Here is a 26,150-nt window from a genome sequence, read left to right as displayed (position 1 = left end):
AGCTGCGACGCGCCGCCTGCATCTATCCGATGGGATAGTGGTCTGCGCGGCGGGCACCGCGCTCCGCCACTTCCCCCGTCTTTCCTGGACCTCTGCGCGCGCCATGTCGCTGCACTCCCCTTTTGCGCCACATGCAGTATGGCGACGCCTTTCCACGCTGATCGTCGTGGTGGCGTTGATGGCCGGCTGCCACCCGGACGCTGGTGCGGCGTTGCAGGCTCAGCCTGCCGAGAACCACGATGCAGTCGATCCGGTCGATCAGGCCGCCCTGGCGCAGGCGCTGAAGACCTTGCAACCGCAGCGCCCCGGCGTCACTGATCTGTACGTGGTGGGTTTTGCCGGCGATGCCAGCGACGATGTCTTCCGCAACGAGACGCTTTACCTCAAACAGCTGTTCGAGCAACGCTTCGATGCGCGTGGGCGCGTGGTCACGCTGGTCAACAACCCGGACAACCTGGGCGAGCATCCGTACGCGCCGCTGGCAACCTACGACAATCTCTACGACACGCTTGCCGCAATCGGCAAGCGCATGGATCGCACGGAAGACGCGCTGCTGTTGTTCGTCACCACCCACGGTACCGAAGACCATAGCCTGTACGTGCAGGTCGACGACAAGGAAGAGGATTTCATCAGCCCGCAGGATCTGCGCAAGGCGCTGGACGATGCCGGCATCGGCAATCGCATCATCGTGCTGTCGGCCTGCTATTCGGGAGGTTTCATTCCGGCACTGCGCTCGCCGCAAACGCTGATCCTCACCGCTGCGCGTGCCGATCGGCCCTCGTTCGGCTGCGGCAATACCTCCAATGCCACCTATTTCGGGCAGGCATGGTTGATCGATGCGATGAACCAGAGCAATGACCCGTTGGCGGCATTCGACATTGCCAAAGCCGCCATCACCGCACGCGAAAAGCAGGAAGGCGAGCTGCCCTCGTTGCCGCAGCAATCGCTGGGCAAGCGCATCGCGCCGGTGCTGGCGCGTTGGCGTGCCGGCGTGCATCTGGGGCCGGCGGTTGCGTATCCGTATCCGCCGGTGGACATGGATGCGGAGCCGGACCAGGGCGTGGATTCGAACGACTCGACGGGCGATGCGCCGGTGAGCGACGTGCCGCGTTCAAATGCCCCGGCAACCGCAATCCCGCCAAGCACACCCCCGCCCGCACCTGCAGCATCCAGTCGATAACCACGGTTAGTGGTGAGACTAATTCTCATTTCGTCAGCCTCAACCGGGCCTCGCTACACTCGCCCAGCCAGCCAGCAACCGCCAGCCAGCACCGCTCCTCGCCAGCGCGCCAACGCCTGCCAGCCCGGATCCCGAAACGCCTCCCGTGTGGAGGCGTTTGTGTTTGTGGCGATCCGAAGGCTGCGTCGCAGTTGACGCATGCTTCAGCGTCGCGATCTCGCACCCGCGCTTTTGTCTGCCGGCTATCACGACGACCCGGCGCCCTATCGCTGCATCAAGCGCCGCTACACAAGGTCACAAGCAATCGTTTGGTGCGAGCCGGATTCCCCTGGCGCGAGGTGCTTCAGGGACTGGGTGATGTCAGGCATTGTGCGCACCCTCGCCCCATGGCGGCCCCTTCTCCCCGCTGGGAGAAGGGCATTAAGCGAGACGTCCTTGTTACTGCCTTACGGCTCAGCAGTTTGCAGGCGGTACACGGTGCTGGCGCTGTACTGCCCGGTAGGCAGGTTCGCGCGCACCTGGACGGTGTGTTCGCCCACCGCCAGCGTGGTCGGCAATGCGCCGCGCCACAGATGCGTGGAAGGCGTAGCCTCCGGCGAGCGGTCGTAACCGCGTAGTGCGTCAGCCGCATCGTCGCGCACATTCTCTGCCAGCACACGCGGATCGCCACGCTCTACCCGCTTCATCGGCTGCCATGCGCCGTTATCGATGCGCATCTCGACCACGGTGTCGTTCTGGCCCATGAAGACATTGGCGTAGACGCCCCACGCCGCATACGCGCCCTTGCGCAGCACCTTGGGCGCATGCAGCAACAATTGCGCATCGTCAGCCGAGCGCACAGCGTGATAAGCCAGCGTGTAGTTGCCGCTGGGGGCAACCTGCAGCACCGCATAGCCATTGGGAGTGCCGTCGCTCATGGTCGCATCGGGAATGCCGTCGGCATCCTTGGCGCCCGACCAGAACGCACCACAGGCCGCACCCACATTGTATTCGTGCAGCGGGCGTGCGCCTTGCCAGCCCTCGTCGGCACCATGCTCCACCTGGCGCTGGGTGTGGCTATGGCCGCTGAGCACCAACACATGCGGAAACTCTTTCAGCAATCCGAACAGGCGGCGGCGATCGGCATGCCGGAAGGTTTCCTGCCCCGGCGCTGCGTCGAACAGGTGGATATGCATGCCCAGCACCAACAGCCGGTCGCGCGGCAGCTGCGCCAGGTAATTCTGCAGGAAGGCAAATTGATCGTCGCGCAGTCCACCGATATAGGCCTGCTTGCCGCCGGGCGTGTAAATCACATCGTCCAGGAACACGAAGCTGGCATTGGCCTCTTCAACCGCATAGGTGTCCGGACCGTAGACCGCGTGCCAAGTGTCCAGCGACTGCGCATCGTCGTGCGCGTCCAGATTGAGATCGTGGTTGCCCGGCACATGGAACCACGGCACGCCCAGCTGCGTGGTGACCTTATTCAAGGCCGGATACAGGCTTAGATCGTCGCTGACGATATCTCCCAGCGTGGTGCCCAGCCTGGCGGTGGTCTTGCCGATGATCGGCTCCACGATGTCGCGCTGGTAATAACCAACGTCGGCCAGGCTGGCGGTCTGGCTGTCGGCAAATACCAGCATCTGGAAGCCATCGGCCGCGGTGTTTGCGCGCGGCGTCAGCGCGAAATCCCAGTTGCGCGTGTTGCGGCCGGTCGCGGCGACGCCGCTGTAGCGATGCTTGGCAGAACCACGCGGTGCGTAGTGGCGCCAGAATGCGGGCAGGCCGTCGGCGGCGGGCAAAAAGCGGCGGTCGCCCGGCTTGATCACGAAGACCGTCTGCCCATCGCGTACCGGCAGTCGGTAGCGGCCCTGCGCATCGGTACGCACGATCTGCTCGCCATTGGAAACCGACACGCCGGCCACGCCCGGCTCATCCGCGCTGCGGCCGGCACGCCCATCGCGTTCTTCGTACACGATGCCGTCGACCGTGGTCGCGCGCGCGTATGCGCTTGCCGTGAGCAAGCCCAGTGCCAACAAAGCGAAGCGACGATACATGCGTTTTCCCGCGCGAAGATCAGCGGAAATTGTACATGCCATCGCAAGACGCACGGCGCGTGTACGAAGGTAGGAAAACACGGCGACACATCCGTGGGCACGCACCTGGGTGCGACGGGGCATCCCAATAACGCCTGTCGCGCCCGGGTGCGCGCCTACGCGGCTACGTTATCGATGTCGCGACTCCAGCAACGCCGCCGCATCGCCAAGGCCCAGCCCACGTGCGCGTAGCAGCACGATCAGGTGGTACAGCAGATCGGCAGATTCGCCGAGCAACGCGTCATCGTCCTGCACCACGCCGGCCAGCGCGGTTTCGACGCCCTCCTCGCCCACCTTTTGCGCAATGCGGCGGATGCCTTGTTCGAACAGCTTGGTGGTGTAGCTCCCTTGCGGACGCTCACGCTCGCGCTCGGCCACCAGTGCATCCAGGCTGCCCAAGAACTGCCCAGGCGCACTCGGAAAACAGCTGGTGCGGCCCAGATGACAGGTCGGGCCATGCGGACGTGCCTGCACCAACAGGGTGTCGGCATCGCAATCAGTTTCGATCGAGACCACGCGCAACACGTTTCCCGAACTTTCGCCCTTGGTCCACAAGCGTTGCTTGCTGCGGCTGAAGAACGTGACTTCGCCGCGCTGCTGGGTCACGACCAACGCTTCGGCATTCATGTAGCCCAGCATCAGCACGCGCAGGGTGTCGGCGTCCTGCACGATCACCGGCAACAGACCATCGCCCTTGCTCCAATCCAGCGTTGCGAGCGTCTCGCCCGTCGCCACTTCGTTACTGCCCATCGCGTACCTCGATCTGTTGCGCGCGCAAGAATTGCTTGAGTTCCGGGATCGGAATTGCGCCGCTGTGAAACACGCTGGCGGCCAGTGCGCCATCCACATCGGCCTGGTCGAAGACGTCGGCAAAGTGCTGCATCTGGCCCGCACCGCCGGAAGCGATCAGGGGCACCCGGCACAATGCGCGCACCTGGCGCAGTTGGGCGATATCGTAGCCGCGGCGCACCCCATCGTTGTCCATGCAATTGAGCACGATCTCGCCTGCGCCCAAGCGCTGCGCTTCGGCCACCCAATCCAGCGTGCGCATTGGCAGCGCCTGGGTCTTGCTCGGGTCGCCGGTGTAGCGGCGCACACGCCACTGCCCATCTTCCTCACGAATCGAATCGATGCCGACCACGACACATTGCACGCCGAAGGCATCGGCCAGTTCGGAGATCAGTTGCGGGCGACCTAACGCAGGCGAGTTGATCGATATCTTGTCGGCACCGGCGTGTAGCACCGCACGGGCCGTTTCCACATCGCCAATACCTCCAGCAACGCAGAACGGAATATCGATCAATCGTGCCACCCGCTCGACCCAGGTGTAGTCGACCGAACGCCCTTCCGGGCTGGCACCGATGTCGTAGAACACCAGCTCATCGGCGCCCTGCGCGCGGTAGCGCAAGGCCAGTTCGACGATGTCGCCCATGTCGATGTGGTCGCGGAACTTGACGCCCTTGACCACGCGACCATCGCGCACGTCCAGGCACGGAATGATGCGACGGCTCAGCATGCCAGTGCCTCGTCCAGATCCAGGTGGCCTTCCAGCAAGGCCTTGCCGAGCACGATGCCGGCGCAGCCTGCCGCCTTGGCCGCGGCGACATCGGCAAGATTGCGCGCGCCACCGGAGACCTGCACCTGCAGCTGCGGCGTCAGCGCGCGCAGATGCGCGTACAACGCCATGTTGGGGCCGGACAGCATGCCGTCGCGGGCGATGTCGGTGCACAGCAGATGCTGCAGCCCGGCTTGCGCGTAGCGCACGGCCAATTGGTCCAGCGTGGCGTCTGCCGTTTCGGTCCAGCCGTGCACCGGCAACTGCCAGATGCCCTCGGCGTCCTGGCGCGTGTCCAGCGCGATCGTCAGGCGATCGGCACCGAATTCCTGCAGCCAGCCAATCACCATCTCGCTATCGCGCACTGCCAACGAGCCGATCACCACGCGTGCGGCGCCGGCATCGAGGATGCGCGCCACATCCTCGCGCGATCGAACGCCACCGCCGGTCTGCACCCGCAAGCCGGTAGCACGCGCGATCTCGCCGAGCGTGCCGGCCAAGGTGTAGCCGCCCGCCTTGGCCGCATCCAGATCGACCAGATGCATCCACTGCGCACCGGCATCGGCGAATGCCTGCGCACGCGGTAGTACATCGTCGCCGTACTGCGTTTCGCGCGCGTAATCGCCTTGTAGCAGGCGCACCACGCGGCCGTTGCGGATATCCAGCGCCGGGTAAACGGTGAAACTCATGGGAAGCTCATCTCAAGAAAATTGCGCAGGATGCGTGCACCGGTATCGGCCGAACGCTCAGGGTGGAATTGCGCGCCGCAGCGCAGCCCGTTCTGCACGACGGCGGTGAACAACCCGCCGTGATCGCAGGCGGCCACGGTATCGGCCGTCACCGGCGCCGCATAGCCATGCACGAAATAGGCACTGGCGCGCTCGGGCAGACCGGCCAGCAGCGCGGAGTCGCGCATCGGCACCAGCTGATTCCAGCCCATGTGCGGCACACGGATGCCGAGTGCCGGCGTCATATGCCGCACGATGCCGGGCAGCAGTCCCAGGCACTCGACATCGCCTTCTTCGGAATGTTCGAACAGCAACTGCATGCCTAAGCAGATACCGATCAACGGTACCTGCAGCGCGCGCAACGGCTCGACCAAGCCCTGCGTGCGCAGACGCGACATCGCTTCTGGCGCAGCACCCACACCGGGCAGTATCACGCGCTGCGCGCCCTGCAGGCCTGCCGCATCGCGCACCACGCGGGCGTTCACGCCCAAGCGCTCCAATGCATAGCGCACCGAGCCCAGGTTGGCGCCACCGGCATCGATCAGCGCAACATCGGTCATAGTGCGCCCTTGGTGGTGGGCAATGCAGTGCCTTCGCGGCGGATCGCCTGGCGCAACGCACGTGCCAGGGCCTTGAAGCAGGCCTCCACCTTGTGGTGATCGTTCTCACCACGCACAGTCAGATGCAGATTCAAGCCGGACGCATCGCAGATCGAGCGGAAAAAATGCGGCACCAGCTCGGTCGGCATGTCGCCGACGCGTTCGCGCTTGAACTCGCCGTCGAAGACGAAATATGGCCGCCCGCTGAAATCCAGCGCAGCACTGGCGATGGTTTCGTCCATCGGCAGCGTGAAGCCATGCTGCGCCTTTTCGCCGGCGACCTGCCAGGGGCTGCTATCCGGATCGAAGCCGTAACGGCCGATACCGCGCTTGTCGCCCAGCGCTTCACGTAGCGCCTGGCCCAGCGCAAGTCCGGTGTCTTCGATGGTGTGGTGCTCATCGATATGCAGATCGCCCTCGGCCCGGATCTCCAGCGCAAAACCGCCGTGCTTGCCGATCTGTTCCAGCATGTGGTCGAAGAACGGCAGACCGGTGGCGGTCTTCGGCTCGGCCACGCGATCCAGATCCAGTTCGACGCGGATCTTGGTTTCCTTGGTGTTGCGCTGAACCACCGCGCGGCGCGGCGCGTCGGCCAGCTCATGGGCGATGCCGGGCCAGTCCCACTCGCCGCCGAATTCGTCGGTGCGCAGTTGGAACCCGCGAATGTTGAGGTTGCGCGCGAACTGGATGTCGGTGATGCGGTCGCCCACCATCGACGAGCGCGCCCAGTCGATGCTGCGGTCCTGCAGATAGGGCAGCATCAGGCCGATGCCGGGCTTGCGCGTGGGCGCGTTGTCGGCCGGCCAGCTGCAATCGATCAGCACGTCGCGAAACTCGATGCCCTGGCTGGCGAAGATCTGCAGCATCAGGTTGTTCGGGCCGTCGAAGGAGGCGCGTGGGTAACTCTCGCTGCCCAGCCCATCCTGGTTGCTGACGATGACGAACTGATAGCCGGCATCGCGCAGCTTGAGCATCGCCGGAATCACGTGATCGACAAAGCGCAGTTTTTCGTAGGCGTCGATCTGGAAATCGGCCGGCTCTGTGATCAGGGTGCCGTCGCGGTCGACAAAAAGAATCGGGGTCATGCGGCGGCCTCCTGTGTGCGCTGCAGCGCGCCCAGCACGCACTGGTTCTGTTCGTGCGTGCCCAGAGTGATGCGCAAGGCGTCGGCCAGGCGCGGCACTGCGCGTTGATCGCGCACCACCACGCCAGCTTCGAGCAGCGCCTGGAACGCCACCTCGGCATCATCGAATCGCACCAGCAGAAAGTTGCCTTGCGAGGGATAGACCTGCCGCACACCGGCCAGCTGTGCGAGTGCTTTGTGCACGCGCTCGCGCTCACTCCGCACTTCGGCGATACGTCGGCGCGTCACCTCCAGCACCGGCGCAGACAAGGCCTGCTCGGCCATGGCCGCGCATGGCGTTGGCACCGGGTACGGTGCCTGGCAGCGGCGCAGCAGGGCAATCAGCTCGGCATTGGCGATCAGCGTGCCGATACGCGCCGCCGCCAGCGCATGCGCCTTGGAAAGCGTACGCAACACCGCGAGATTGTCGTAACGCCCGAGCAGACCGACTGCCGAAGGCACATCGGAAAATTCGCCATAGGCCTCGTCCACCACCACCAGCGCCTTGCCTTGCAAGGCCTGCAGCGCGTGTTCGATGTCGTCCAGCGCAATGGCCGAACCAGCAGGATTGGAAGGCGAACACAGAAACACCAGCTTGGCGTTCGAGGCCAATGCCGTCGCCACAATTGCCGGGATATCTGCATGGAACCCATCTGGCCCATCGACCAGCGGCACGTCCACCAACGGTGCGTTCTGCAGCCGCGCGCATACCGCGTACATGCCGAACACCGGCGGCGTCACCACAACCGCATCGCGCTCTGGCACGCACAGGCCGCGTACCAGCAGATCGATCGCCTCGTCGCTGCCGCGGCCGATCAACAGCTGCTCCGGCGCGCACCCATACAGCGCCGCAAGCGCGCTGCGCAGGCCCTTGGGTTGCGGATCGGGATAGCGCCGCGTGCTGGCGTCGGGATCGGCGGGATTTGCCCAGGCAGACTCGTTGGCGTTGAGCCACACATCGCCCTGCAACGCGCTGGTGCGCGCCGACGAATAGCCCGCGAATGCACGCAGATCTTCGCGCACCAGATCCAGGATCGACGATGCACTCATGCTGCCGCTCCCATGCGTAGCGCCACCGCGTTGGCATGCGCATCCAGCCCCTCGGCGCGCGCGAGGATCAATGCACATTCGCCGATGCGGTCGATGCCGGCCTTGCTGGCTGCCTGCACGCTGACCATGTTCTGGAAGCTGGCCACACTCACGCCGCTATAGGCGCGCGCCGCCCCGCTGGTCGGCAGCACGTGATTGGTGCCGCTGCAGTAGTCGCCAAGCGCCTCGGGCGTGTAGTCGCCGAGAAACACCGAACCGGCCGCCTCGACCTGGCTCAACCATGCACGCGGCTCGCGCAGCGCGAGAATCAGATGTTCCGGTGCATAGCGGTTGCTGATCGCAAACGCCTGATCCAGCGTCTGCACCTTGATCAACCGCGATTGCGCTAGCGCTTGCCGCGCGATGTCGGCACGCGAGAGTTGCGCCAGCTGAACTTCCAGCTGCGCTTGCACCGCATCGATCAACGCGTCGCTGTCGGAGAGCAACAACACCTGCGAATCCGGGCCGTGTTCGGCCTGCGACAACAGATCGGCAGCCACGAACGCCGGCTGCGCACCCGCATCGGCGATGACCAGGACTTCCGAAGGGCCGGCAGGCATGTCGATCGCCGCCGCACCGGACTGCGCCACCTGCTGCTTGGCTTCGGTGACATAGCTATTGCCCGGGCCGAATAGCTTGTCGCAACTCGGAACCGACTCGGTGCCATATGCCATCGCCGCGATCGCCTGCGCGCCACCGAGCTTGAATACGTGGCGCACGCCGGTGAGCTGCGCGGCCACCAGCACCGCCGGGTCCACGCTGCCGTCCTTGCGCGGCGGCGTGCACAACACCACCTCGCGGCAGCCGGCCAGACGTGCCGGCACGCCCAGCATCAAGGCAGTCGATGGCAACGGCGCACTACCTGCCGGCACGTACAGACCCACCCGGCCAATCGGCCGCACGATCTTTTCGCACACCACGCCGGGCGCGGTTTCCACCGCATAGCCTTCGCTCATGCCGGCGCGGTGGAAGGTGTCGATGCGCGCGACCGCATCCTGCATGGCCTGGCGCAGTTCCGGCGCAACGGCCGCTTGCGCGGCGGCGAATTCCGCCTCGCTCACGGCAAAGTTGTCCAGCGCCACGCCATCCAAACGCATGGTGATCTCGCGCAAGGCGGCATCGCCGCGTGCACGCACATCGGCAATCAATGCAGCCACCGCGTCGCGTGTTTGCGTGGCCACGGTCTGCACCGGGCGGGTCAGTGCGTCGGTCCGCGCGGCGCCGTCGAGTTGGGACCAATCGAGAATATTCATGCCAGCGAGCGCTCCACCGTCAACACCATCAAGCCTTGCGCACCTGCGCGTTCGAGTTCTTCCAGCCGCTGCCAGGTCACTGCGCCATGGCACATGGTCTGCAAGCGCAGCGCACCGTTGCCATCGTCGGGCAACTGCACCAGCGGGTCGGCATCGGGCAGCAGGCGACGCAGCGCATCCACGTTGCCGTGTTCAGCGCGGAACATCAGCAGCTTGCTGTCGCGCAATTTGAGCACGCCGTCCATGCGCCGCAGCAGCATTGCCAGCAGGCCGGCACGCGCATCGGCAGGTTCGCGCACTGCGCCGGCCAGCACGGCCTCGCTTTCCATCACCAGTTCGACCGGCTTGAGCTGGTTGGCAGCCAGGGTGGCGCCGCTGGAAACCAGGTCGCAGATCAGATCGGCGGTGCCCAGGCGCGGGGCGATTTCCACCGAACCGGACAACTCCACCACCGTCGCGTCGATGCCCTGCCGCTCCAGCCAGTCGGCCAGGATTGCCGGATAGCTGGTGGCGATGCGCTTGCCCGCCAGCTGCGCCACGCCGTGCCAGTCCCATTCTTCCGGCACGGCCAGCATCAGGCGGCACTGGCCGAAGCCGACCCCGCGCACCGCGTGATAGGCGGCCGGCAAGCCGTTGCGGCGGCGCTCGGCCGCCTGCTCTTCCAGCTCGTTCTGGCCCACGATGCCCAAGTCGCAGACGCCATCGGCGATCAGGCCCGGGATATCGTCGTCGCGCACCAACAGCAGGTCCACCGGCAACGACTCGCCGTAGCAGAACAGCTTGTCGCGGCTCTGCCGCCAGCTCAGCCCGCAGGCGGCCAGCAGGCTGCGCGCCGGCTCGGCCAGGCGGCCGCTCTTCTGGATGGCGATACGCAACCGGTCACGTGCCGGCGCTGCCGTGGAAGCACTCATCTTGTTCTCTCAGTGGGAGTCGTCAGGGCGCGACGATTGCTCGCGCAGGGCCGTGGCATAGCCGCCGGCACCATGGTCCAGGGTGCGCGCAACGCGCCCGATGGTGGTCACGCTGACCTGGGTCAGCTCGTGGATCTCGCGATACGGCACGCCCTTGATCAACAAGGGCACCACCCGCCAGCGGTCGGCCATGGCTTCCAGCTCGGCAGGCGTGCATAGGTCGCGCAGAAACGCTTCGACCGCCTCGGGCTTGCGAAGGCATGCCAGCGCGTCGGCCAGCATCGTCAGAGATGCAGCAACGTCAGTGTTTTCGCGGGGGGCGGGTCGTTGTTTCATTGCGTTAATGTAATAGCGTGTTAGTACATTAGCGCAAACGGTGGTGCTTGTCACCTGCTCGGGCGGTGACAAAAGGACAGTTCGGTTGGGGTCTAGTCATGCGGCTTGCGCTGGCCTGCTCTGCTTAGCTGCACGGAAAAGGGGATGTAAGCCGGAACCCCAGAAAATTCCGTCACCCCTCACCCCAATTCCAACCCCGCCACGAGCGCATCCAGATCGATCAAGTTGCCGTTACTTTGGAAGGTGTAGTGCCCGTTCAGCAGGATGTGTCGCCACGCCGCCGCTCGCGCCGAGGTATTCGACTACATCGAGATGTTCTACAACCTCAACTGCCGCCACGGTTCAACTGGCGACCTGTCCCATGTAGAGTTTGAACGGCGCTACGCGCAACGAGGGTCTTGAGTGTCTCCGGAACCCTGGGCGTATCACAGGTCAAGTTCACACCTACGAATGTCGCGTCGGCCCGCGAGCACTCTGAGCATGTCAGCATAGCCCCAGGGTTCGTCGAAAGCTTCAGGTGGCAGGCGTACTTGCCCGTACTTGCCATTCGTGTCACCAGCCGCCATTTCGGATCACGGCAGATCGAGCCTGGTGTGTTCATGTCAAGGCCGAATCGGCCATACGGTTGACGTGCTCCCGACGTCCCCATGGACTGGGCTGCACGCTCGCAATGGCATTGTGAGCAGGGTGCCAGCGCCAACCTTTCGCGCTCCCAAACATGACTTCGGTGAACCAACGACATTCAGAGAGCTCTTTGCAAGACTTGATTCTGAGGTCACTGTCGGAGATCAAAAATGGGTCTATGCGTTTCAAAGCCGAGCGTGGCAGGTTCACCCGACCACTATGCAAGTCACGCCACAGAGCAGACCACGCCCTCTACGCCTTCATCCTCCGAGGCGCCCATCTCACCCAGCCTGCATGGCTTGGTGGCACTCGGCTCTTCGGGAACGAGGCGGGGGCGCTTCCGGCAGCCAACACTACAACCGCACGAAGTTCAGCAGGCGGCCTACCAGCTTGGTATGCGACTCAACGGCAGACCCATCGAAGACGCGAGCGACCGTCAACGCCTTGCCGATGCTACAGAGACGGTGCACGAGACACGACTCGCCTTGCACCGTGGGCGAGGCAATGTCGATAGCGATCTGCGGCTCAGCAACGGACGGAGCGCCACTTATAGCTCCCTGTCTTACTGTCTCGGTGAAAATGACGAAAGTTTACTGGCAGGCAGTGCGCTGGCTGCGGGGGCAGGCAACTGTGATCACAATGCAGCGATTAACGCACGTCGGCATGCAGTCCGCATGGAGAATGGCGGGCAGATGATGACCGTACGCGACTACGACCAGACCCACCTCTACGCGCTCTACCGGCCCCCAGGCTCGGCAGAGGCGGAAGAATCCACTGTAGTCCTCGACTCGTGGGCCGACGGTCCGGCCGTTCTACCAAGGGATTCGCACTGGGCCGAAACGTACGGAACATCCACCAATGTAGTTGAACGCTTCGACAAGCCTGATGCAATCGACGCGCTGGCCAGGACAAACGCATTCAGAGCCGAGATCGAGGACCCGCAAACTGAACTCCATGCAAATGCGCGCGACCTAGAGACAGCCTTTCTAGCCAACCCCGCACCTGGCGATATCTGTTCCTCGATGCCGGTCATCGCCCCCGATCTGGCCCGAAACACGCGTCAAAGGTTGCAAGAGCACTCACCGCGGACGCGTGAGGCTCTAGCCGCCGATGCTGCGCGGCAAGCCTATGCACTGGATGACGCACAGCCAATTTCGCCGCGCACAACTGCTGCGATCCTTGAAGATGCAGAACGCCTGGATGCCTTGGGTCGCCCGCCATTGAGTTGGTGAACTTTCATCTGGTACCAACTGGGCTTGGATGTAGCCTGTCTGGCGTCGATGTCAAATAGCCAGTTCCCGGCTGGGCGCAAACGACCGCTGTAGAGCAGGTGATGCCTCCTGCCCTGTTCAACGCAACAGTGGGCAAACGGGGGGAGAAATGACCGCCCCACTCAGGCGAACAGCTGCTTGATCGGTTTCAACTACACACCGTTATCGGCCTGATGGCCTAGTGGCGTCAAGGTGCCGGCATGTCGCAAAACAAGTGTTTTGCGACATGTAGGCAACCTCCCAGCACAAGTGATCGCAGAACCCCGTAAAAAGTGTGCGGAAAACCCCGTCGCCACACGCTACCATGCGGAAACCGGTTCCCGATGGTTATTCGCCTATGTTGGTCGGCTACATGCGTGTGTCGTCGGACTCCGACCGGCAGAGCACTAACTTGCAACGCGACACACTGCTCGCTGCTGGCGTTGATGCCCGACACCTGTTCGAGGATCGCATCTCAGGCGCGAAGGATGACCGCGCAGGCTTGACGAAGGCGCTCGAATTCGTCCGGCCCGGTGACGTACTGGTGGTCTGGAAGCTCGACCGGCTTGGCCGCTCGCTGTCGCACTTGCTCGCCATCGTGACCTCACTCAAGGACAAGCAAGTGGCGTTCCGCTCGCTGACCGAGGGAATGGATACCAGCACGGCGTCCGGCGAGTTGCTGTTCCATGTGTTCGGCGCACTTGCGCAGTACGAGCGGGCCCTGATCCAAGAGCGCGTCGTCGCGGGCCTAGCCGCTGCCCGGCGGCGTGGCCGCACCGGCGGGCGACCTCTGGCCATCGTCGGCGAAAAGCTGGAGGCCATCATTGCCGCGCTGAACGGCGGGATGTCGAAAGCGGCCGTGTGCCGCAACTTCGGCGTCAAACGCACCACCTTGATCGAAACGCTGGAGCGAGAGGGTTGGCGTGGAACGGGCAGAACGGCCGATGAGCAACAAGAATAAGCTGCTCACCGTCCTCTCGGACGCCGAGCAGGAAGCGCTTTATGGCCTGCCGGACTTCGACGATGCGCAGCGGCTGGAATACTTGGCGTTGTCCGAGGCGGAGTTGACGTTCGCGGCCAGTCGCCCCGGCCTCCATGCGCGGGCCTATTGCGTCTTGCAGATCGGCTACTTCAAGGCCAAGCACGCCTTTTTCCGCTTCAACTGGAGCGAAGTCGAGGATGATTGCGCCTTTGTGCTGAGTCGCTACTTCCACGGCGAGGACTTCGAACGCAAGACGATCACCAAACATGAGCACTACACCCAGCGCGAGCGCATCGCCGAATGGTTCGGCTATCGGCTCTGGGCAGCCGATTTTCTGCCACAACTCGCGCAGCAGGCCGCCCAGATCGCACGCCGCGACGTGACGCCTAGCTTCGTCGCCGCCGAGCTGATCGTCTGGCTCAACGAACGCAAGATCATCCGGCCCGGCTACACGACTGTGCAAGAACTGGTGAGCGCCACGCTGTCGGCCGAACGTCGGCGCTTAGGTGGCCTGCTGGCCGAAGTGCTGGATGATTCGGCCAAAGCCGCGCTATCCCAGCTTTTGGTACGAGACAACACGCTGTCCGAATTGGCGGTGCTCCGGCAAGACGCCAAAGATTTCGGCTGGCGTCAGATGGCCCGTGAACGCGAGAAGCGCACCATTTTGGAGCCGCTGCACGGGATCGCCAAGACGCTGTTGCCCAAGCTGGGCATCTCGCAACAGAACGTGCGTTACTACGCGAGCCTGGCGAACTTCTATACCGTCCACGACCTGCGAAACCTCAAGCCGGACCAGACCCATCTCTACCTGCTGTGCTACGCCTGGCTGCGCTATCGGCAACTCACCGACAACCTGGTCGATGCCATGGCCTATCACATGAAGCGACTAGAGGATGAAAGTCGTGCCGGCGCCAAGCAATCCTTCGTCGCCGAGCAGGTACGGCGTCAGCAGGAAACGCCACGAGTCGGACGCCTGCTGTTGCTCTATGTCGACGATACGGTGGCCGACACCACACCGTTCGGCAACGTGCGGCAGCGGGCGTACAAGATCATACCGAAAGACGCGCTTCAGCTCGTCGGCCATCGTATGAGCATCAAACCAGCGAGCAAGCTGGCCCTGCATTGGCAGGCGGTGGACGGGCTGGCCGAACGCATGCGCCGTCATCTGCGACCGCTGTATGTCGCGCTCGACCTTGCCGGCACCGACCCCAGCAACCCGTGGCTGGCAGCACTGATCTGGGCCAAGAGTGTGTTCGCCAAACAGCAGCGCCTGTCGCAACGTCCGCTCGTCGAATGTCCAACAGCGACGTTGCCGAAACGGTTGCGACCGTACTTGCTGACCTTCGACGCCGACAGCAAGCCGACCGGCCTGCACGCAGACCGCTACGAGTTCTGGCTGTACCGCCAGGTCAGGAAGCGCTTCCAGTCGGGCGAACTCTATCTCGACGACAGCTTGCAACATCGGCACCTCTCTGACGAGTTGGTGTCGCTCGATGATAACGCCGATGTACTGGCTCCGATGGACATCCCGTTCCTGCGCGAACCGATCGAGGCCCAACTCATTGCACTGACGGCAGAACTGCGAACGCAGTGGTTGGCGTTCAACCGTGAGCTGAAGCAGGGCAAGCTGAAGCACCTCGACTACGGCAAGGCCACGCAGACGCTGACGTGGCGCAAGCCCAAGAGCGAGAACCACAAGGCGCATGAGCAGGCACTCTACGAGCAACTGCCATTTTGCGACGTGGCCGACGTGTTCCGCTATGTCAACGGTCAGTGTCAATTCTTGTCGGCGCTCACTCCGTTGCAACCACGCTATGCCAAGAAGGTGGCCGACGCTGACAGCCTGATGGCAGTCATCATTGCCCAGGCAATGAACCACGGCAATCTGGTCATGGCGCGTACCAGCGACATCCCGTACCACGTGCTGGAGAGCACCTACCAGCAATACCTACGGCAAGCATCGCTGCACGCGGCCAACGACTGCATCAGCAACGCCATCGCCGTGCTGCCGATCTTCCCGCATTACTCGTTCGACCTAGGCGCGCTGTACGGTGCGGTCGATGGCCAGAAATTCGGCGTCGAGCGTCCGACCGTGAAAGCGCGCTACTCGCGCAAATACTTCGGCCGCGGCAAGGGTGTCGTCGCCTATACGCTGCTGTGCAACCATGTTCCGCTCAACGGATACCTAATCGGTGCTCACGAATACGAAGGGCACCACGTGTTTGACATCTGGTATCGCAACACGTCGGATATCGTGCCAACGGCGATTACCGGCGATATGCACAGCGTCAACAAGGCCAACTTCGCCATCCTGCACTGGTTCGGACTGCGCTTCGAGCCGCGCTTCACCGATTTGGACGCCCAATTGCAGGATCTGTATTGCGCCGACGAACCGGCGTTGTACGAGACGTGCCTGATCCGACCGGTCGGCCAAATCGATCGGCAACTCATCGTCAGCGAAAAGAGCAACATCGACCGGATCGTCGCCACGCTGGGCCTGAAGGAAATGACTCAGGGCACCCTGATCCGCAAGCTATGCACGTACACCGCGCCGAACCCGACGCGGCGCGCCATCTTCGAGTTCGATAAGCTGGTGCGCAGCATCTACACATTGCGCTACCTGCGCGACCCGCAACGGGAACGCAGCGCGCACCGCTCGCAGAATCGCATTGAGTCCTACCACCAGCTACGCTCGACCATCGCCCAGGTCGGCGGCAAGAAGGAGCTGACCGGGCACACAGACATCGAAATCGAAATCAGCAACCAATGCGCACGGCTGATGGCCAACGCCATCATCTACTACAACTCGGCGATCCTGTCGCGCCTGTTGACGAAGTACCAGGCCAGCGGCAACGCCAAAGCCGTGCTGCTGATCACGAAGATGTCACCGGCGGCGTGGCGACACATCCTGCTGAACGGGCACTACACCTTCCAAAGTAACGGCAACTTGATCGATCTGGATGCGCTCGTGGCGGGGTTGGAATTGGGGTGAGGGGTGACGGGTGACGGGTGACGGGTGACGGAATTTTCTGGGGTTCCGGCTTACATCCCCGAATACGGCGTCGGGCCGGCACCCTTGAGCTGCAATTCGTAGCGCCCGCCGTCGGTTCCGATCGCCTCACCCAGCGAAATCGCCCGGCCGTCGCCAAGTTGTCCGGCCCAATGCCCGAATTGATGCCCACCATAGTTGACGGCCCAGGGCTGCATTCCCGGGTACAGCGCATTGCCGCCGAATACCTGGGCGAACTGCGCACTGGCGATCTCGGCCGCGTCCAGGCCCAGCACCTGCGCCATCTCCGCCGAATGCGCGATGAGGTACGGGGCAGCGACCGGCGTGGGCAAGACTGACGACCAGGCAGCGCCTACCTCGCGCCGGCGCGCGCCCTCTTCTGGGTCACCAGGCAGCTGTCGACGCAGACGATTATCGAAATGCAGGTGTGTCATGCCGGCAAGCCTAGGCCACCGGCGGTGAACCTGGCATGGGCGCTGCCGCATCCGCCGCTGCGCGCGCACCGTATCTTCACTCGCTTGGCGTGTGCCGAGCGGGCTCGTCCTGCACATGTTTGCGACGTGCGATAGCCGCTAATAGCCGCCGGCCGCAGATCAGGTGCGAACCAGAGAGAGGCGAACATTGCCGGTTCGCCACCTTCATGTCTGCACTTGCCGGCCTGCTGCGTTCGTATCTGCTCCCCACCACCCTTCCTTCCCCTACACCGACATTGCCCATGCATTCGCGCGCTTCCCGCTGGTTCCGTCCTGCCATCCTGTTGCTCGGTTCGTTGACCATGACGGCCTGCAGCAGCGTCTTTTTTGGGGGCATCAATGCTGCATCCAGCCGATCGGGCATCGTCGAGCATCGCGACCAGGTGTTCGATCCCGCGCACGGTCTGGCGCTGGACGTCTACCAGCCGCGCGGCGCAGTCGACGCGCCAGTGGTGGTGTTCTTCTACGGCGGCACCTGGAAGCGCGGTTCACGCGCCAACTATCGCTGGGTAGGCCGCGCACTTGCGCGCCAGGGCGTGGTGGCGATGGTGGCCGACTACCGCAAGTATCCGCAGGTCGGGCTGCACGGGTTCATGTCCGACGCGGCGGGCGCCACCGCATGGAGCTACCGCCACGCGCACCAGTACGGCGGCAACCCGGATCGCCTTGCGGTGATGGGCCATTCGGCAGGCGCGCATATGGCCGCGTTGCTCGGCACCGATGCCCGCTGGCTGCAGGCGCAAGGCCTCAAACCCCACCAGTTGTGCGGCGTGGTGGGCCTGGCCGGGCCGTACGACTTCATGCCGATGACCGATCCCGAATTGGTCGAAATCTTCGGCGATGCGCCGGCAGCGCAACGGCAATCGCAACCGGTGCGTTACGTCGGCGGTGACGAACCGCCCATGTTGCTGCTGCATGGCGATGCCGACCGCGTGGTCGAACTGCAGAACAGCATCTCGCTGCAGCAGGCGCTCAAGCGCGAAGGCGGCAGTGCCGAACTGAAGGTTTACCCCGGCATGGGCCATCTGGGCATCCTGCTCGCGCTGCGTAAATCCCCCGAGCGCTCGCAGGTGCTGAACGATACGCTGCAGTTTGTGCGCCAGTGCCGGGCGCCTTGAACCGCAATGCATCCTGACGTGGTTGGGTAGTGAGTGACTGCGCGAACGACTGGTGGCGGCGATGCCGACGCCGGTGTCGCTGGGTCGCCATTCGGAGTCGGGATGCGCGAATGCATCGCGATGAGAGACGGTCTGCCGTAGCAGCAGGTGGCGGGCGAACACGGTCCCGCCCACGTTCGCTCGCACCTTGCTCCCCGCAGCCATCACTTCGTTGGCTTGCTTCCCATCAGCTCGAACGGGCCGCCTTTCTTCAACGCAGCCTGATACGCCGGACGCGCCTGGATCCGCTCTAGAAACGCGTGCAGGCGCGGGTATTTCTCCAGACCGCCGCCGCGTGCAGCCGCTGCCTGTACCGGGAAGCTCATCTGGATATCGGCGGCGGTGAAGCGTTCGCCAGCGAACCAGTTGCCGGCCTGCAACGACTGCTCCATCCAGTCCAGATGCAAGGTGAGCTGCGGCCCGACAAAGCCCGACATCGCCTTGTCCACGATCGCACGTGCGATGGGCTTGGCGAAGAACGGCATCGGCGCGCTGCGGATGCGACCGAAGATCAGCGTCATCAGCAACGGCGGCATCGCCGAGCCTTCGGCGTAATGCATCCAATAGCGAAACTGCAGGCGCTCGGGCGAATCCAGCGGCCGCGGCGAGGGCGACAGTGCGCACTCGGTGTCGTAGCGCTCGGTCAGGTACTCCAGAATGGCCCCCGACTCGGCCACCACCAGATCGCCATCGACGAGCACCGGCGATTTGCCCAGCGGATGGATCGCGCGCAGCGCAGGCGGCGCCAGCATGGTCTTGGGGTCGCGCTCATGGCGCACGATCTGATAAGGCAGCGCCAGTTCTTCCAGCAGCCATAGCACGCGCTGGGAACGGGAATTATTGAGATGGTGGACAGTGATCATGGGATGGCTGCGCGCGGAAAGCGCACATCCTACCGATCCAGGCGCCGTCGCTGTGCGCAAGCAGCGCCTGGTGGACGCGCCAGCGAGGCCAACCGCTTGTCTACAGGCAATAAAAAACGCCAGCCGCTTGCGCGACCGGCGTTTTTGGCAACCTTACGGTTGCAGGCGGATTAGACCGCCTGCACCTGGTCAGCCTGCATGCCCTTCTGGCCCTGCACGGCGACGAAGGTGACCTTCTGGCCTTCCTGCAGCGACTTGAAGCCGGTGCCCTGGATGGCACGGAAGTGCACGAACAGGTCCGGGCCGCTTTCCGGGGTGATGAAGCCGAAGCCCTTGGCATCGTTGAACCACTTCACGGTACCGCTCTGACGCTCTGACATTTACAAACTCCTGAACTATTGATGGATAAATCGCAGCATCCGAAAAGCCGGAGCTGAGACTGAGTTGCAGGCGTTGGTAAAGCGGAACGATGAAGCGAGATCTGTAACGATCCGGCTGCACCAGGCCACGATTCACGGTGACCCTTGCAAACACAGTGCGTGCACAGTACTCGTGTTTTCTGCAAAAAGCGACACCCTGCGTCAAATCTTTTGCAGTCAGGTCCAATCCGACGGTCTGTCAGGACCGCCCCCATCCCGATTGGCCTGGCGACACCGCCTGACGCACCCGCAACTGCGCAGATCAGGAAAGGCGGCAGCGACTCCCAAGCGACCTTAATTCCGGAACCTGCCGGCCCGCGCCGCCGCACGTACCGCCACGCCTCGCGCCCCAGCGCCCGATTGCTCTCTGCGCCAGGCCCACCCTGCCCTTGGTCCTACCATCCAGCTGTCAGCCAGCCCAGACCCGGCCGACGACGCACCTCTGCCAGATGCCGGCGACACCCGGCGCATGACCGGCCGCGTATCATAAGCGCCCTTTGCAACCGGCATCCTGATGGCCCTCACCGCCACCGTCCGCAGGGCGGAACTCCAGATCAGCGACATGGACCGCGGCTATTACGCCAACCATTCGCTGACCCTGGCCCAGCACCCTTCCGAGACCGACGAGCGCCTGATGGTGCGGCTGCTGGCGTTCGCGCTCTTCGCCGACGACCGTCTGGAATTCGGCCGTGGCCTCAGCAACGACGACGAGCCGGACCTATGGCGGCGCGACTACACCGGCGACCCGGACCTGTGGATCGACCTCGGCCAGCCGGACGAAAGCCGCGTGCGCAAGGCCTGCAACCGCTCGCGCGAGGCGGTGGTCATCGGCTACGGCGGCCAGGCCACCGAAACCTGGTGGAAGAAGCACGCCAACGCCATGGGCCGGTACCGCAATCTGCGCGTGATCGAGCTCGACTCGCAGGCCACCGAAGCGCTGGGCGCATTGATCCAGCGCGGCATGCGGTTCGACGTGATCATCCAGGACGGCGAAGTGCAGATGCTGGCCGACCACGGCAGCGTCACCCTGACCCCGATGGTGCGGCAAGCCCCGGCCGAATGAGCATGCGTTGCGACGTGCTGGTCATCGGCGCCGGCGCTGCCGGGCTGATGAGCGCCTTCACTGCCGGCCAGCGCGGCCGCAAGGTGTTGGTGATCGATCATGCCAACAAGGTCGGCAAGAAGATCCTGATGTCCGGTGGCGGGCGCTGCAATTTCACCAACACCGGCACCACGCCTGGCAACTTCATTTCGGCCAATCGGCATTTCTGCAAATCCGCGCTCGCGCGCTACAGCCCGGCGGATTTTGTCGAGATGGTCGAACGCCATGCCATCGCCTATCACGAGAAAGAGCTGGGCCAGCTGTTCTGCGACATCTCCTCCAAGCAGATCGTGCGCATGCTGCTGGACGAATGCGACGCGGCCGGCGTACAGATCCGCACCCAGTGCGATGTGCAGTCGGTCCAGCGCGGCAGCGACGGCTTCGAGGTCCAGACCAGCCAGGGGTGCGTGCAGACGCAGTCGTTGATCGTGGCAACCGGAGGGCTGTCGATTCCCAGCATGGGGGCCAGCGGCTTCGGCTATACCTTGGCCAAGCAGTTCGGCCATGCGCTGCTGCCCACCCGCGCCGGGCTGGTACCACTCACGCTGAGCGGCACGCATCAGGAACGTTTTCAAGAGTTGTCCGGGCTGGCGCTGCCGGTGCAGGCGCAGTGCAACGGAGCCAGCTTCCGCAATTTCATGCTACTCACCCATCGCGGGGTCAGCGGCCCGGCGATCCTGCAGATTTCCTCGTATTGGCAGCCGGGCGACGATTTGCGGCTGGATCTGCTGCCCGGTCGCGATGCGGCGACGTGGCTGCGCGAACAAAAGCAGCAACGCGGCGCCACCGAGCTGCGCAATGTGCTGGCCGACGTGCTGCCGAAACGGTTTGCACAACGCTTGTGCGAGCTGTGGCTGCCAGACAAGCCGGTGCGTCAGCTGGATCCGCCGCAGCTGAAAGCCGCCGCCGAGTTGCTCGGCAGCTTTCCGCTGATCGCCAGCGGCACCGAAGGCTATCGAACGGCTGAAGTCACCCTGGGCGGGGTCGATACCCATCAGGTTTCCAGTGCGACCATGGAGTCGCGTCTGGTGGCAGGCCTGTACTTTGTCGGCGAGGTGCTGGATGTCACCGGCTGGCTGGGCGGTTACAACTTCCAATGGGCGTGGGCGTCCGGCCATGCAGCGGGAAGCGTGGCGTAATGCCGCTGACGAGGCATTGCGGGTCGCCCAGCAATCACCCAGGCGCCTCGAACACGCGCTCGCGGCATGGACAGCGCGCTGGAGAAACGGCCGATGCTCGCCAGAAGGTATCTTCCAAACGCAAATATTGCTCTACGTCTCACACTTGATGCGGCATGCTCCACACACATGGACGTGCCAGACCCCTTCGTGTATTAAAGCCCGTCTCTAGGGAGCCGCGCATGCAAAAAGGCAAAGATCTCACCCTCCGCCTGATGATCGTCGACGACAGCGTGGAGAGTGCGGAGACCATCGTCACCGCGCTGCGCAACGGCGGCATTGCGGTACGTCCATCGCGACCGCAAAGTCAGGAGGAACTGGCCAGCATGCTGTCGGGCCAGATCGATCTGGCCATCCTGGGTCAGGCGCAGCAAATCCCCATGAGCGCCTTGCAGACCCAGATTGCGGGCAGCGGCAAGGACATCCCGATCATCTTGCTGGCCGAGCGGATCGAAGAGAACACCCTGGTCGAGGCCGCTTCGCACGGGGTACGCGCCATTGCATTGCGCCACCGCCCTGCGCATCTGCTTGCACTGGTGCGCTCGGAATGGGACGACCTGCAGGCCCGCCGTGGACTGCACCGCATCGAAGCGCAGATGCGCGAGACCGAGCGCCGCTGCGACGCACTCATCGCCTCTTCGCGCGACCCGATCGCCTACGTGCATGAAGGCATGCATATCCGCGCCAACGATGCCTATCTGGAAATGTTCGGCTTCGAGTCATTCGACGATGTCGAAGGCATCTCGCTGCTGGACATGATCGCCGCGCAGTACGTCGACGATTTCAAGCAACTGCTCAAGGCGATGTCCAAGGGCGAGCCGCCGCCGGCGCAGTACAAGCTCGATGCACGCCGCGTGGAAGGCGACACCTTCCCGGCCACGATGGAGTTCGCCACCGCCACCTATGAAGGCGAGCCGTGCATCCAGGTGGTGTTCCGGCGCCGCGAGGAGTTCGACCCGGAACTGGCACGCGAGGTCGAAGACTTGCGCCAGCGCGACCAGGTCACCGGCCTGCTCAATCGCCCCACCTTCATGGTGGCGCTGGAACAGGCCGTCGCGCAGGCCGGCCGCAGCGAGGGCCAATCCGGCTTCCTGTTGATCGAGCCGGATCACTACGCACGCATCCTGCCGGAGTTCGGGCTGGATTCGGCCGATGCGCTGATTGCGGCGCTCGCCGCGCACGTGGCGAGCGTGCTGGACGACAGCGTGTTGGCCGCGCGTTTCGGCGAACACAGTTTCGCCCTACTGTTGAACGGAAATTACGCGCGCACGCATGCGCTGGCCGAAACCGTGCGCAATGCGTTCGCGCAGCATGTCGTCAGCGTAGGGACGCGCTCGGCCACGGTGACGGTGAGTATCGGCGGCGTGCAGATCGGCGAAAAGATCGCCAGCATCGGCCAGGTGCTCAATCGCGGTACCGAAGCGGTGCGCACCACGGCCGAGCTCGGTGGCAACGCGGTCAGCATCTACGACCCGGCTGCGGCGGATCGGGCCGAGGAAGAACGCATCGAACGTTGGGTCGAGCAGCTGCGCGAAGCGTTGGTCGGCGACGGTTTCCTGTTGCATTACCAGCCGGCGCTCAACCTGCAAGGCGAGCCGCTGGAGCTGTATCAGGCCTTCCTGCGCCTGGAACGCAACGGCGAAATGATGTCGCCGAACGCATTCATGGCCATTGCCGAAGAGCACGACCTGGTCACCGAAATCGACCGCTGGGTGGTGGCGCGGGCGATTCGGCAACTGGGCGAACGCCAGCGTGCCGGGCACAAGACCCACCTGCTGGTGCGCATCGGGCCGAACTCGTTCTCGGACCCGCAAATGATCGACACCATCCGCGAGCAATTGGCGGTCTACGGCGTCCCCGGCGAACGGCTGTGGCTGCAGACGCCGGAGTCGAAGGTGTTTACGCACCTGCGCAATGCGCAGCAATTCCTGGCTGCGGTGTCGGCGATGGATTGCAAGGTCGGGCTGGAACAATTCGGCTCGGGCCTGGATTCGTTCCAGTTGCTGGCGCATTTCCATCCGGCCTTCCTCAAACTGGATCGTGGCATCACCGACGACATCGCCTCGGCGCGGGAGAGCCAGGAAAAGATTCGTGAAATCACCTCGCGCGCGCAACCGGCCGGCATTCTGACAATGGCCGAATTCGTTGCCGATGCCCAGTCGATGAGCAGCTTCTTCAGTGCCGGGGTGGACTATGTCCAGGGCGATTTCGTGGCGCCGACCGGGCCACTGATGAATTACGAGTTCGGCTGAATGCCGGCAGCGCCCGCGCGTTTGCACCATCGCAAGGCAACAAAAAACCCGCATTGCGCGGGTTTTTTGTTGCCTGCCAGGCAGCCACGGATCCGGCCACTTACATGGCGCTACCGCTGGCGGCGCGCAGCGCAGCGATGCGTTCGGTGAGCGGTGGATGGCTCAGGAACAGGCGGCGCAAGCCCTCGCCCACTCCGCCAGAGATGCCGAACGCCTGCACTTGCGAGGGCAAGGTGTTCTGGCCATGGTTGAGCGACAGCCGCTCCAGTGCAGCGATCATCTTGCTACGGCCGGCCAACTGCGCGCCACCGGCATCGGCGCGGAATTCGCGGCGCCGCGAGAACCACATCGCAATCATGGTCGCGAACAGGCCGAACACCATCTCCAGCGCAAACACGATGATGTAGTACGCAAAGCCACGACCGCCTTCGCGGTTGCCCGACAAGGCGCTGTCGATGATGCCGCCGACCACGCGGGCCAGCACGATCACGAAGGTATTGAGCACGCCCTGCAGCAGCGCCATGGTGACCATGTCGCCATTGGCAACGTGGGCGATCTCGTGGCCAAGCACCGCCTCGGCTTCATCCTGGTCCATGTTCTGCAGCAGGCCGGTGGACACCGCCACCAGGGCGTTGTTGCGGTTGGCACCGGTGGCGAACGCATTGATTTCCGGGCCGTCGTAGACTGCCACTTCCGGCATGCCGATGCCGGCAGCCTGGGCCTGGCGGCGCACGGTCTCCAGCAAGCAGCGTTCGGTCGGCGTGCGCGGCTCGGTAATGACCTGCGCGCCGGTGCTGCGCTTGGCCATGAACTTGGACAGCAGCAAGGAAATGAACGAGCCGCCGAAACCGAAGATGGCGGCCATCACCAACAGGCCACTCATCTGCGCGGGATTGACGCCCAGCAACGACATGACGATGCCGGCGAGCATCAGCACCGCAAGATTGGTCAGCAGGAACAGGAAAATGCGGTTGAACATGGCGCGATGGCTCCACGGATGCGGGTGAACTGATGCGGATCTGCGGGTGTTGCGGCTTGAAATCAAGCAAGCACCTGACCGACGATTCAGCTGCCCATGCCATCGCCCTCCTATCTCGGCCGCTTCGCGCCCTCGCCCACCGGCCCCCTGCACTTCGGCTCCCTGCTGACAGCGTTCGGCAGCTGGCTGCTGGCCCGGCATGCCGGGGGGCAGTGGTGCATACGCATCGAAGACATCGACCCGCCGCGTGCCGAACCCGGCGCCAGCGAACGTCAGCTGCGCACGCTGGCCGCGTTCGGGCTGCACTCGGACCTGCCGGTGATCCGGCAGTCCGGGCGCGATGCGGCCTACACCGCCGCTATCACGCAACTGCTGGAAACCGGCCAGGCATTCGAATGCAGCTGCAGCCGTGCCGATCTGGCCGACATGGGCGGCATCCACCACGCCTGCGTCGCGCCACTGGGCGAGCGCCGTGCCGTGCGCCTGCGGGTGCCGCCGCAATCGCCAGTCGGCTTCGACGACGCCTTGCAAGGCACGGTATTGCAGGACGTCTACGCCGAGGTGGGCGATGTGGTGCTGCGCCGCGCCGATGGATATTGGGCGTACCAACTGGCGGTCGTGGTGGACGATGCGGCGCAGGGCATCACCGATGTGGTGCGCGGCGCCGACCTGCTCGACTCCACCCCGCGCCAGATGCTGCTGCAGCGCGCACTGGGCCTGCCGCAGCCGCGCTACGTGCACCTGCCACTGATGCTGGATCGCAACGGCCGCAAGCTGTCCAAGTCGCACGACGCGCCCGCACTGGACGACGCCGATCCACTGCCGGTCCTGCACGCCGCCTGGGTCGCCTTGGGACAACAGGCCGACGCGCTGCCGCGGCATGCAGCCGTGGAAACCCTGCTGCAGCACGCCGTGCAGCACTTTTCGCCACGGCTGCTTCCGCGCCAATGCGAGCTGGACCTCGATGTGTACGCATCCGACCTCCAGCGTGACTAGAATTGCGGCCCAGCACCGG

The 26,150-nt window shown here is 64.1% G+C and carries 22 protein-coding genes and 3 pseudogenes; 10 read left to right on the top strand and 15 right to left on the bottom strand.

The window, feature by feature from the left end:
• Positions 1–103 precede the first annotated feature (103 nt).
• Positions 104–1,180 carry a C13 family peptidase gene (locus tag ACCQ03_RS06350; RefSeq protein ID WP_057679699.1) on the top strand — a complete coding sequence of 359 codons (1,077 nt, stop codon included), beginning with the start codon at positions 104–106 and terminating at the stop codon, positions 1,178–1,180.
• A gap of 446 nt (positions 1,181–1,626) precedes the next feature.
• Here ACCQ03_RS06350 and ACCQ03_RS06345 read toward each other — a convergent pair whose 3' ends face one another.
• From ACCQ03_RS06345 to ACCQ03_RS06300, 10 genes are all read right to left on the bottom strand, one after another.
• The gene (locus tag ACCQ03_RS06345) at positions 1,627–3,213 is read right to left on the bottom strand and encodes a calcineurin-like phosphoesterase C-terminal domain-containing protein (protein WP_209227367.1); all 1,587 of its coding nucleotides are present in this window, start codon (positions 3,211–3,213) and stop codon (positions 1,627–1,629) included.
• Positions 3,214–3,381: 168 nt separating this feature from the next.
• On the bottom strand, positions 3,382–4,002 hold the full coding sequence (gene hisIE / locus ACCQ03_RS06340; protein ID WP_209227365.1) for a bifunctional phosphoribosyl-AMP cyclohydrolase/phosphoribosyl-ATP diphosphatase HisIE: 621 nt from the start codon (positions 4,000–4,002) through the stop codon (positions 3,382–3,384).
• A complete protein-coding gene (hisF, locus tag ACCQ03_RS06335; RefSeq protein ID WP_017155312.1) occupies positions 3,992–4,768 on the bottom strand; it encodes an imidazole glycerol phosphate synthase subunit HisF in 777 nt (258 codons plus the stop codon). The genes hisIE and hisF overlap by 11 nt, the downstream gene beginning before the upstream one ends.
• Positions 4,762–5,496: a 1-(5-phosphoribosyl)-5-[(5-phosphoribosylamino)methylideneamino]imidazole-4-carboxamide isomerase gene (hisA, locus tag ACCQ03_RS06330; protein WP_017155313.1), complete on the bottom strand. Its 735-nt coding sequence runs from the start codon at positions 5,494–5,496 to the stop codon at positions 4,762–4,764. Before hisA ends, hisF begins: the two co-directional genes overlap by 7 nt.
• Positions 5,493–6,095 carry an imidazole glycerol phosphate synthase subunit HisH gene (gene hisH, locus ACCQ03_RS06325; protein WP_017158501.1) on the bottom strand — a complete coding sequence of 201 codons (603 nt, stop codon included), beginning with the start codon at positions 6,093–6,095 and terminating at the stop codon, positions 5,493–5,495. Before hisH ends, hisA begins: the two co-directional genes overlap by 4 nt.
• On the bottom strand, positions 6,092–7,219 hold the full coding sequence (gene hisB, locus ACCQ03_RS06320) for a bifunctional histidinol-phosphatase/imidazoleglycerol-phosphate dehydratase HisB (protein ID WP_057679697.1): 1,128 nt from the start codon (positions 7,217–7,219) through the stop codon (positions 6,092–6,094). Before hisB ends, hisH begins: the two co-directional genes overlap by 4 nt.
• Positions 7,216–8,307: a histidinol-phosphate transaminase gene (gene hisC / locus ACCQ03_RS06315; RefSeq protein ID WP_057679696.1), complete on the bottom strand. Its 1,092-nt coding sequence runs from the start codon at positions 8,305–8,307 to the stop codon at positions 7,216–7,218. Before hisC ends, hisB begins: the two co-directional genes overlap by 4 nt.
• Complete coding sequence (hisD, locus tag ACCQ03_RS06310) at positions 8,304–9,599, bottom strand: histidinol dehydrogenase (protein ID WP_057679695.1); 1,296 nt, start codon at positions 9,597–9,599, stop codon at positions 8,304–8,306. Before hisD ends, hisC begins: the two co-directional genes overlap by 4 nt.
• Positions 9,596–10,510 (bottom strand): ATP phosphoribosyltransferase, encoded by a 915-nt coding sequence (hisG, locus tag ACCQ03_RS06305; RefSeq protein ID WP_017155318.1) that lies wholly within the window; start codon positions 10,508–10,510, stop codon positions 9,596–9,598. Before hisG ends, hisD begins: the two co-directional genes overlap by 4 nt.
• A 9-nt stretch (positions 10,511–10,519) precedes the next feature.
• On the bottom strand, positions 10,520–10,846 hold the full coding sequence (locus ACCQ03_RS06300) for a YerC/YecD family TrpR-related protein (protein WP_017155319.1): 327 nt from the start codon (positions 10,844–10,846) through the stop codon (positions 10,520–10,522).
• A gap of 282 nt (positions 10,847–11,128) precedes the next feature.
• On the opposite strand from ACCQ03_RS06300, the pseudogene ACCQ03_RS06295 reads away from it, so the two are divergent.
• Positions 11,129–11,248: pseudogene (locus ACCQ03_RS06295) on the top strand (IS3 family transposase); the annotation flags it as partial.
• Between the two features lie 32 nt (positions 11,249–11,280).
• On the opposite strand, the pseudogene ACCQ03_RS06290 reads toward ACCQ03_RS06295, so the two are convergent.
• Positions 11,281–11,382, bottom strand: a pseudogene (locus ACCQ03_RS06290) (plasmid pRiA4b ORF-3 family protein); the annotation flags it as partial.
• 258 nt (positions 11,383–11,640) lie between these two features.
• On the opposite strand from ACCQ03_RS06290, the gene xopE reads away from it, so the two are divergent.
• The 3 genes from xopE to ACCQ03_RS06275 all read left to right on the top strand — a co-directional run bounded on the left by xopE (position 11,641) and on the right by ACCQ03_RS06275 (position 16,694).
• A complete protein-coding gene (xopE, locus tag ACCQ03_RS06285; RefSeq protein ID WP_150145898.1) occupies positions 11,641–12,702 on the top strand; it encodes a XopE/AvrPphe family type III secretion system effector in 1,062 nt (353 codons plus the stop codon).
• 376 nt (positions 12,703–13,078) lie between these two features.
• Positions 13,079–13,681: a recombinase family protein gene (locus ACCQ03_RS06280; RefSeq protein ID WP_150145896.1), complete on the top strand. Its 603-nt coding sequence runs from the start codon at positions 13,079–13,081 to the stop codon at positions 13,679–13,681.
• Positions 13,665–16,694, top strand: a complete 3,030-nt coding sequence (locus tag ACCQ03_RS06275; protein WP_209228031.1) for a Tn3 family transposase — start codon at positions 13,665–13,667, stop codon at positions 16,692–16,694. The genes ACCQ03_RS06280 and ACCQ03_RS06275 overlap by 17 nt, the downstream gene beginning before the upstream one ends.
• A 59-nt stretch (positions 16,695–16,753) precedes the next feature.
• Here ACCQ03_RS06275 and ACCQ03_RS06270 read toward each other — a convergent pair.
• Positions 16,754–17,146: pseudogene (locus tag ACCQ03_RS06270) on the bottom strand (protein adenylyltransferase SelO family protein); the annotation flags it as partial.
• A gap of 281 nt (positions 17,147–17,427) precedes the next feature.
• On the opposite strand from ACCQ03_RS06270, the gene ACCQ03_RS06265 reads away from it, so the two are divergent.
• Complete coding sequence (locus ACCQ03_RS06265; RefSeq protein WP_057684529.1) at positions 17,428–18,303, top strand: alpha/beta hydrolase; 876 nt, start codon at positions 17,428–17,430, stop codon at positions 18,301–18,303.
• A 203-nt stretch (positions 18,304–18,506) separates the two neighbouring features.
• On the opposite strand, the gene ACCQ03_RS06260 is transcribed toward ACCQ03_RS06265, so the two are convergent.
• On the bottom strand, positions 18,507–19,205 hold the full coding sequence (locus tag ACCQ03_RS06260; protein WP_057679769.1) for a glutathione S-transferase: 699 nt from the start codon (positions 19,203–19,205) through the stop codon (positions 18,507–18,509).
• Between the two features lie 170 nt (positions 19,206–19,375).
• Positions 19,376–19,585, bottom strand: coding sequence for a cold-shock protein (locus ACCQ03_RS06255; protein WP_008576153.1), 210 nt, complete (start codon positions 19,583–19,585; stop codon positions 19,376–19,378).
• Positions 19,586–20,138: 553 nt separating this feature from the next.
• On the opposite strand from ACCQ03_RS06255, the gene ACCQ03_RS06250 reads away from it, so the two are divergent.
• The 3 genes from ACCQ03_RS06250 to ACCQ03_RS06240 all read left to right on the top strand — a co-directional run bounded on the left by ACCQ03_RS06250 (position 20,139) and on the right by ACCQ03_RS06240 (position 24,156).
• Complete coding sequence (locus ACCQ03_RS06250; protein WP_005923173.1) at positions 20,139–20,687, top strand: YaeQ family protein; 549 nt, start codon at positions 20,139–20,141, stop codon at positions 20,685–20,687.
• Positions 20,684–21,865 carry a BaiN/RdsA family NAD(P)/FAD-dependent oxidoreductase gene (locus ACCQ03_RS06245; protein WP_057679768.1) on the top strand — a complete coding sequence of 394 codons (1,182 nt, stop codon included), beginning with the start codon at positions 20,684–20,686 and terminating at the stop codon, positions 21,863–21,865. Before ACCQ03_RS06250 ends, ACCQ03_RS06245 begins: the two co-directional genes overlap by 4 nt.
• 221 nt (positions 21,866–22,086) lie before the next feature.
• Positions 22,087–24,156 carry a GGDEF/EAL domain-containing response regulator gene (locus ACCQ03_RS06240; protein ID WP_209227611.1) on the top strand — a complete coding sequence of 690 codons (2,070 nt, stop codon included), beginning with the start codon at positions 22,087–22,089 and terminating at the stop codon, positions 24,154–24,156.
• Positions 24,157–24,256: 100 nt separating this feature from the next.
• Here the strand turns inward: ACCQ03_RS06240 and htpX are convergent, their stop codons facing one another.
• Positions 24,257–25,135 carry a protease HtpX gene (gene htpX, locus ACCQ03_RS06235; protein WP_209227609.1) on the bottom strand — a complete coding sequence of 293 codons (879 nt, stop codon included), beginning with the start codon at positions 25,133–25,135 and terminating at the stop codon, positions 24,257–24,259.
• A gap of 96 nt (positions 25,136–25,231) precedes the next feature.
• Between htpX and gluQRS the strand changes: the two genes are divergently transcribed.
• A complete protein-coding gene (gluQRS, locus tag ACCQ03_RS06230) occupies positions 25,232–26,131 on the top strand; it encodes a tRNA glutamyl-Q(34) synthetase GluQRS (RefSeq protein WP_057679766.1) in 900 nt (299 codons plus the stop codon).
• Positions 26,132–26,150: the final 19 nt, after the last annotated feature.

This window comes from Xanthomonas sp. NCPPB 3569, assembly GCF_041475645.2.
GTDB lineage: Bacteria > Pseudomonadota > Gammaproteobacteria > Xanthomonadales > Xanthomonadaceae > Xanthomonas > Xanthomonas phaseoli.
This window is presented reverse-complemented; position numbering and strand designations above follow the sequence as displayed.

Excerpts from the sequence above, each read along its gene's own strand:
- ACCQ03_RS06350 (WP_057679699.1), top strand. The coding sequence starts at position 104 with ATGTCGCTGCACTCCCCTTTTGCGCCACATGCAGTATGGCGACGCCTT.
- ACCQ03_RS06345 (WP_209227367.1), bottom strand. The coding sequence starts at position 3,213 with ATGTATCGTCGCTTCGCTTTGTTGGCACTGGGCTTGCTCACGGCAAGC.
- hisIE (WP_209227365.1), bottom strand. The coding sequence starts at position 4,002 with ATGGGCAGTAACGAAGTGGCGACGGGCGAGACGCTCGCAACGCTGGAT.
- hisF (WP_017155312.1), bottom strand. The coding sequence starts at position 4,768 with ATGCTGAGCCGTCGCATCATTCCGTGCCTGGACGTGCGCGATGGTCGC.
- hisA (WP_017155313.1), bottom strand. The coding sequence starts at position 5,496 with ATGAGTTTCACCGTTTACCCGGCGCTGGATATCCGCAACGGCCGCGTG.
- hisH (WP_017158501.1), bottom strand. The coding sequence starts at position 6,095 with ATGACCGATGTTGCGCTGATCGATGCCGGTGGCGCCAACCTGGGCTCG.
- hisB (WP_057679697.1), bottom strand. The coding sequence starts at position 7,219 with ATGACCCCGATTCTTTTTGTCGACCGCGACGGCACCCTGATCACAGAG.
- hisC (WP_057679696.1), bottom strand. The coding sequence starts at position 8,307 with ATGAGTGCATCGTCGATCCTGGATCTGGTGCGCGAAGATCTGCGTGCA.
- hisD (WP_057679695.1), bottom strand. The coding sequence starts at position 9,599 with ATGAATATTCTCGATTGGTCCCAACTCGACGGCGCCGCGCGGACCGAC.
- hisG (WP_017155318.1), bottom strand. The coding sequence starts at position 10,510 with ATGAGTGCTTCCACGGCAGCGCCGGCACGTGACCGGTTGCGTATCGCC.
- ACCQ03_RS06300 (WP_017155319.1), bottom strand. The coding sequence starts at position 10,846 with ATGAAACAACGACCCGCCCCCCGCGAAAACACTGACGTTGCTGCATCT.
- xopE (WP_150145898.1), top strand. The coding sequence starts at position 11,641 with ATGGGTCTATGCGTTTCAAAGCCGAGCGTGGCAGGTTCACCCGACCAC.
- ACCQ03_RS06280 (WP_150145896.1), top strand. The coding sequence starts at position 13,079 with ATGTTGGTCGGCTACATGCGTGTGTCGTCGGACTCCGACCGGCAGAGC.
- ACCQ03_RS06275 (WP_209228031.1), top strand. The coding sequence starts at position 13,665 with ATGAGCAACAAGAATAAGCTGCTCACCGTCCTCTCGGACGCCGAGCAG.
- ACCQ03_RS06265 (WP_057684529.1), top strand. The coding sequence starts at position 17,428 with ATGCATTCGCGCGCTTCCCGCTGGTTCCGTCCTGCCATCCTGTTGCTC.
- ACCQ03_RS06260 (WP_057679769.1), bottom strand. The coding sequence starts at position 19,205 with ATGATCACTGTCCACCATCTCAATAATTCCCGTTCCCAGCGCGTGCTA.
- ACCQ03_RS06255 (WP_008576153.1), bottom strand. The coding sequence starts at position 19,585 with ATGTCAGAGCGTCAGAGCGGTACCGTGAAGTGGTTCAACGATGCCAAG.
- ACCQ03_RS06250 (WP_005923173.1), top strand. The coding sequence starts at position 20,139 with ATGGCCCTCACCGCCACCGTCCGCAGGGCGGAACTCCAGATCAGCGAC.
- ACCQ03_RS06245 (WP_057679768.1), top strand. The coding sequence starts at position 20,684 with ATGAGCATGCGTTGCGACGTGCTGGTCATCGGCGCCGGCGCTGCCGGG.
- ACCQ03_RS06240 (WP_209227611.1), top strand. The coding sequence starts at position 22,087 with ATGCAAAAAGGCAAAGATCTCACCCTCCGCCTGATGATCGTCGACGAC.
- htpX (WP_209227609.1), bottom strand. The coding sequence starts at position 25,135 with ATGTTCAACCGCATTTTCCTGTTCCTGCTGACCAATCTTGCGGTGCTG.
- gluQRS (WP_057679766.1), top strand. The coding sequence starts at position 25,232 with ATGCCATCGCCCTCCTATCTCGGCCGCTTCGCGCCCTCGCCCACCGGC.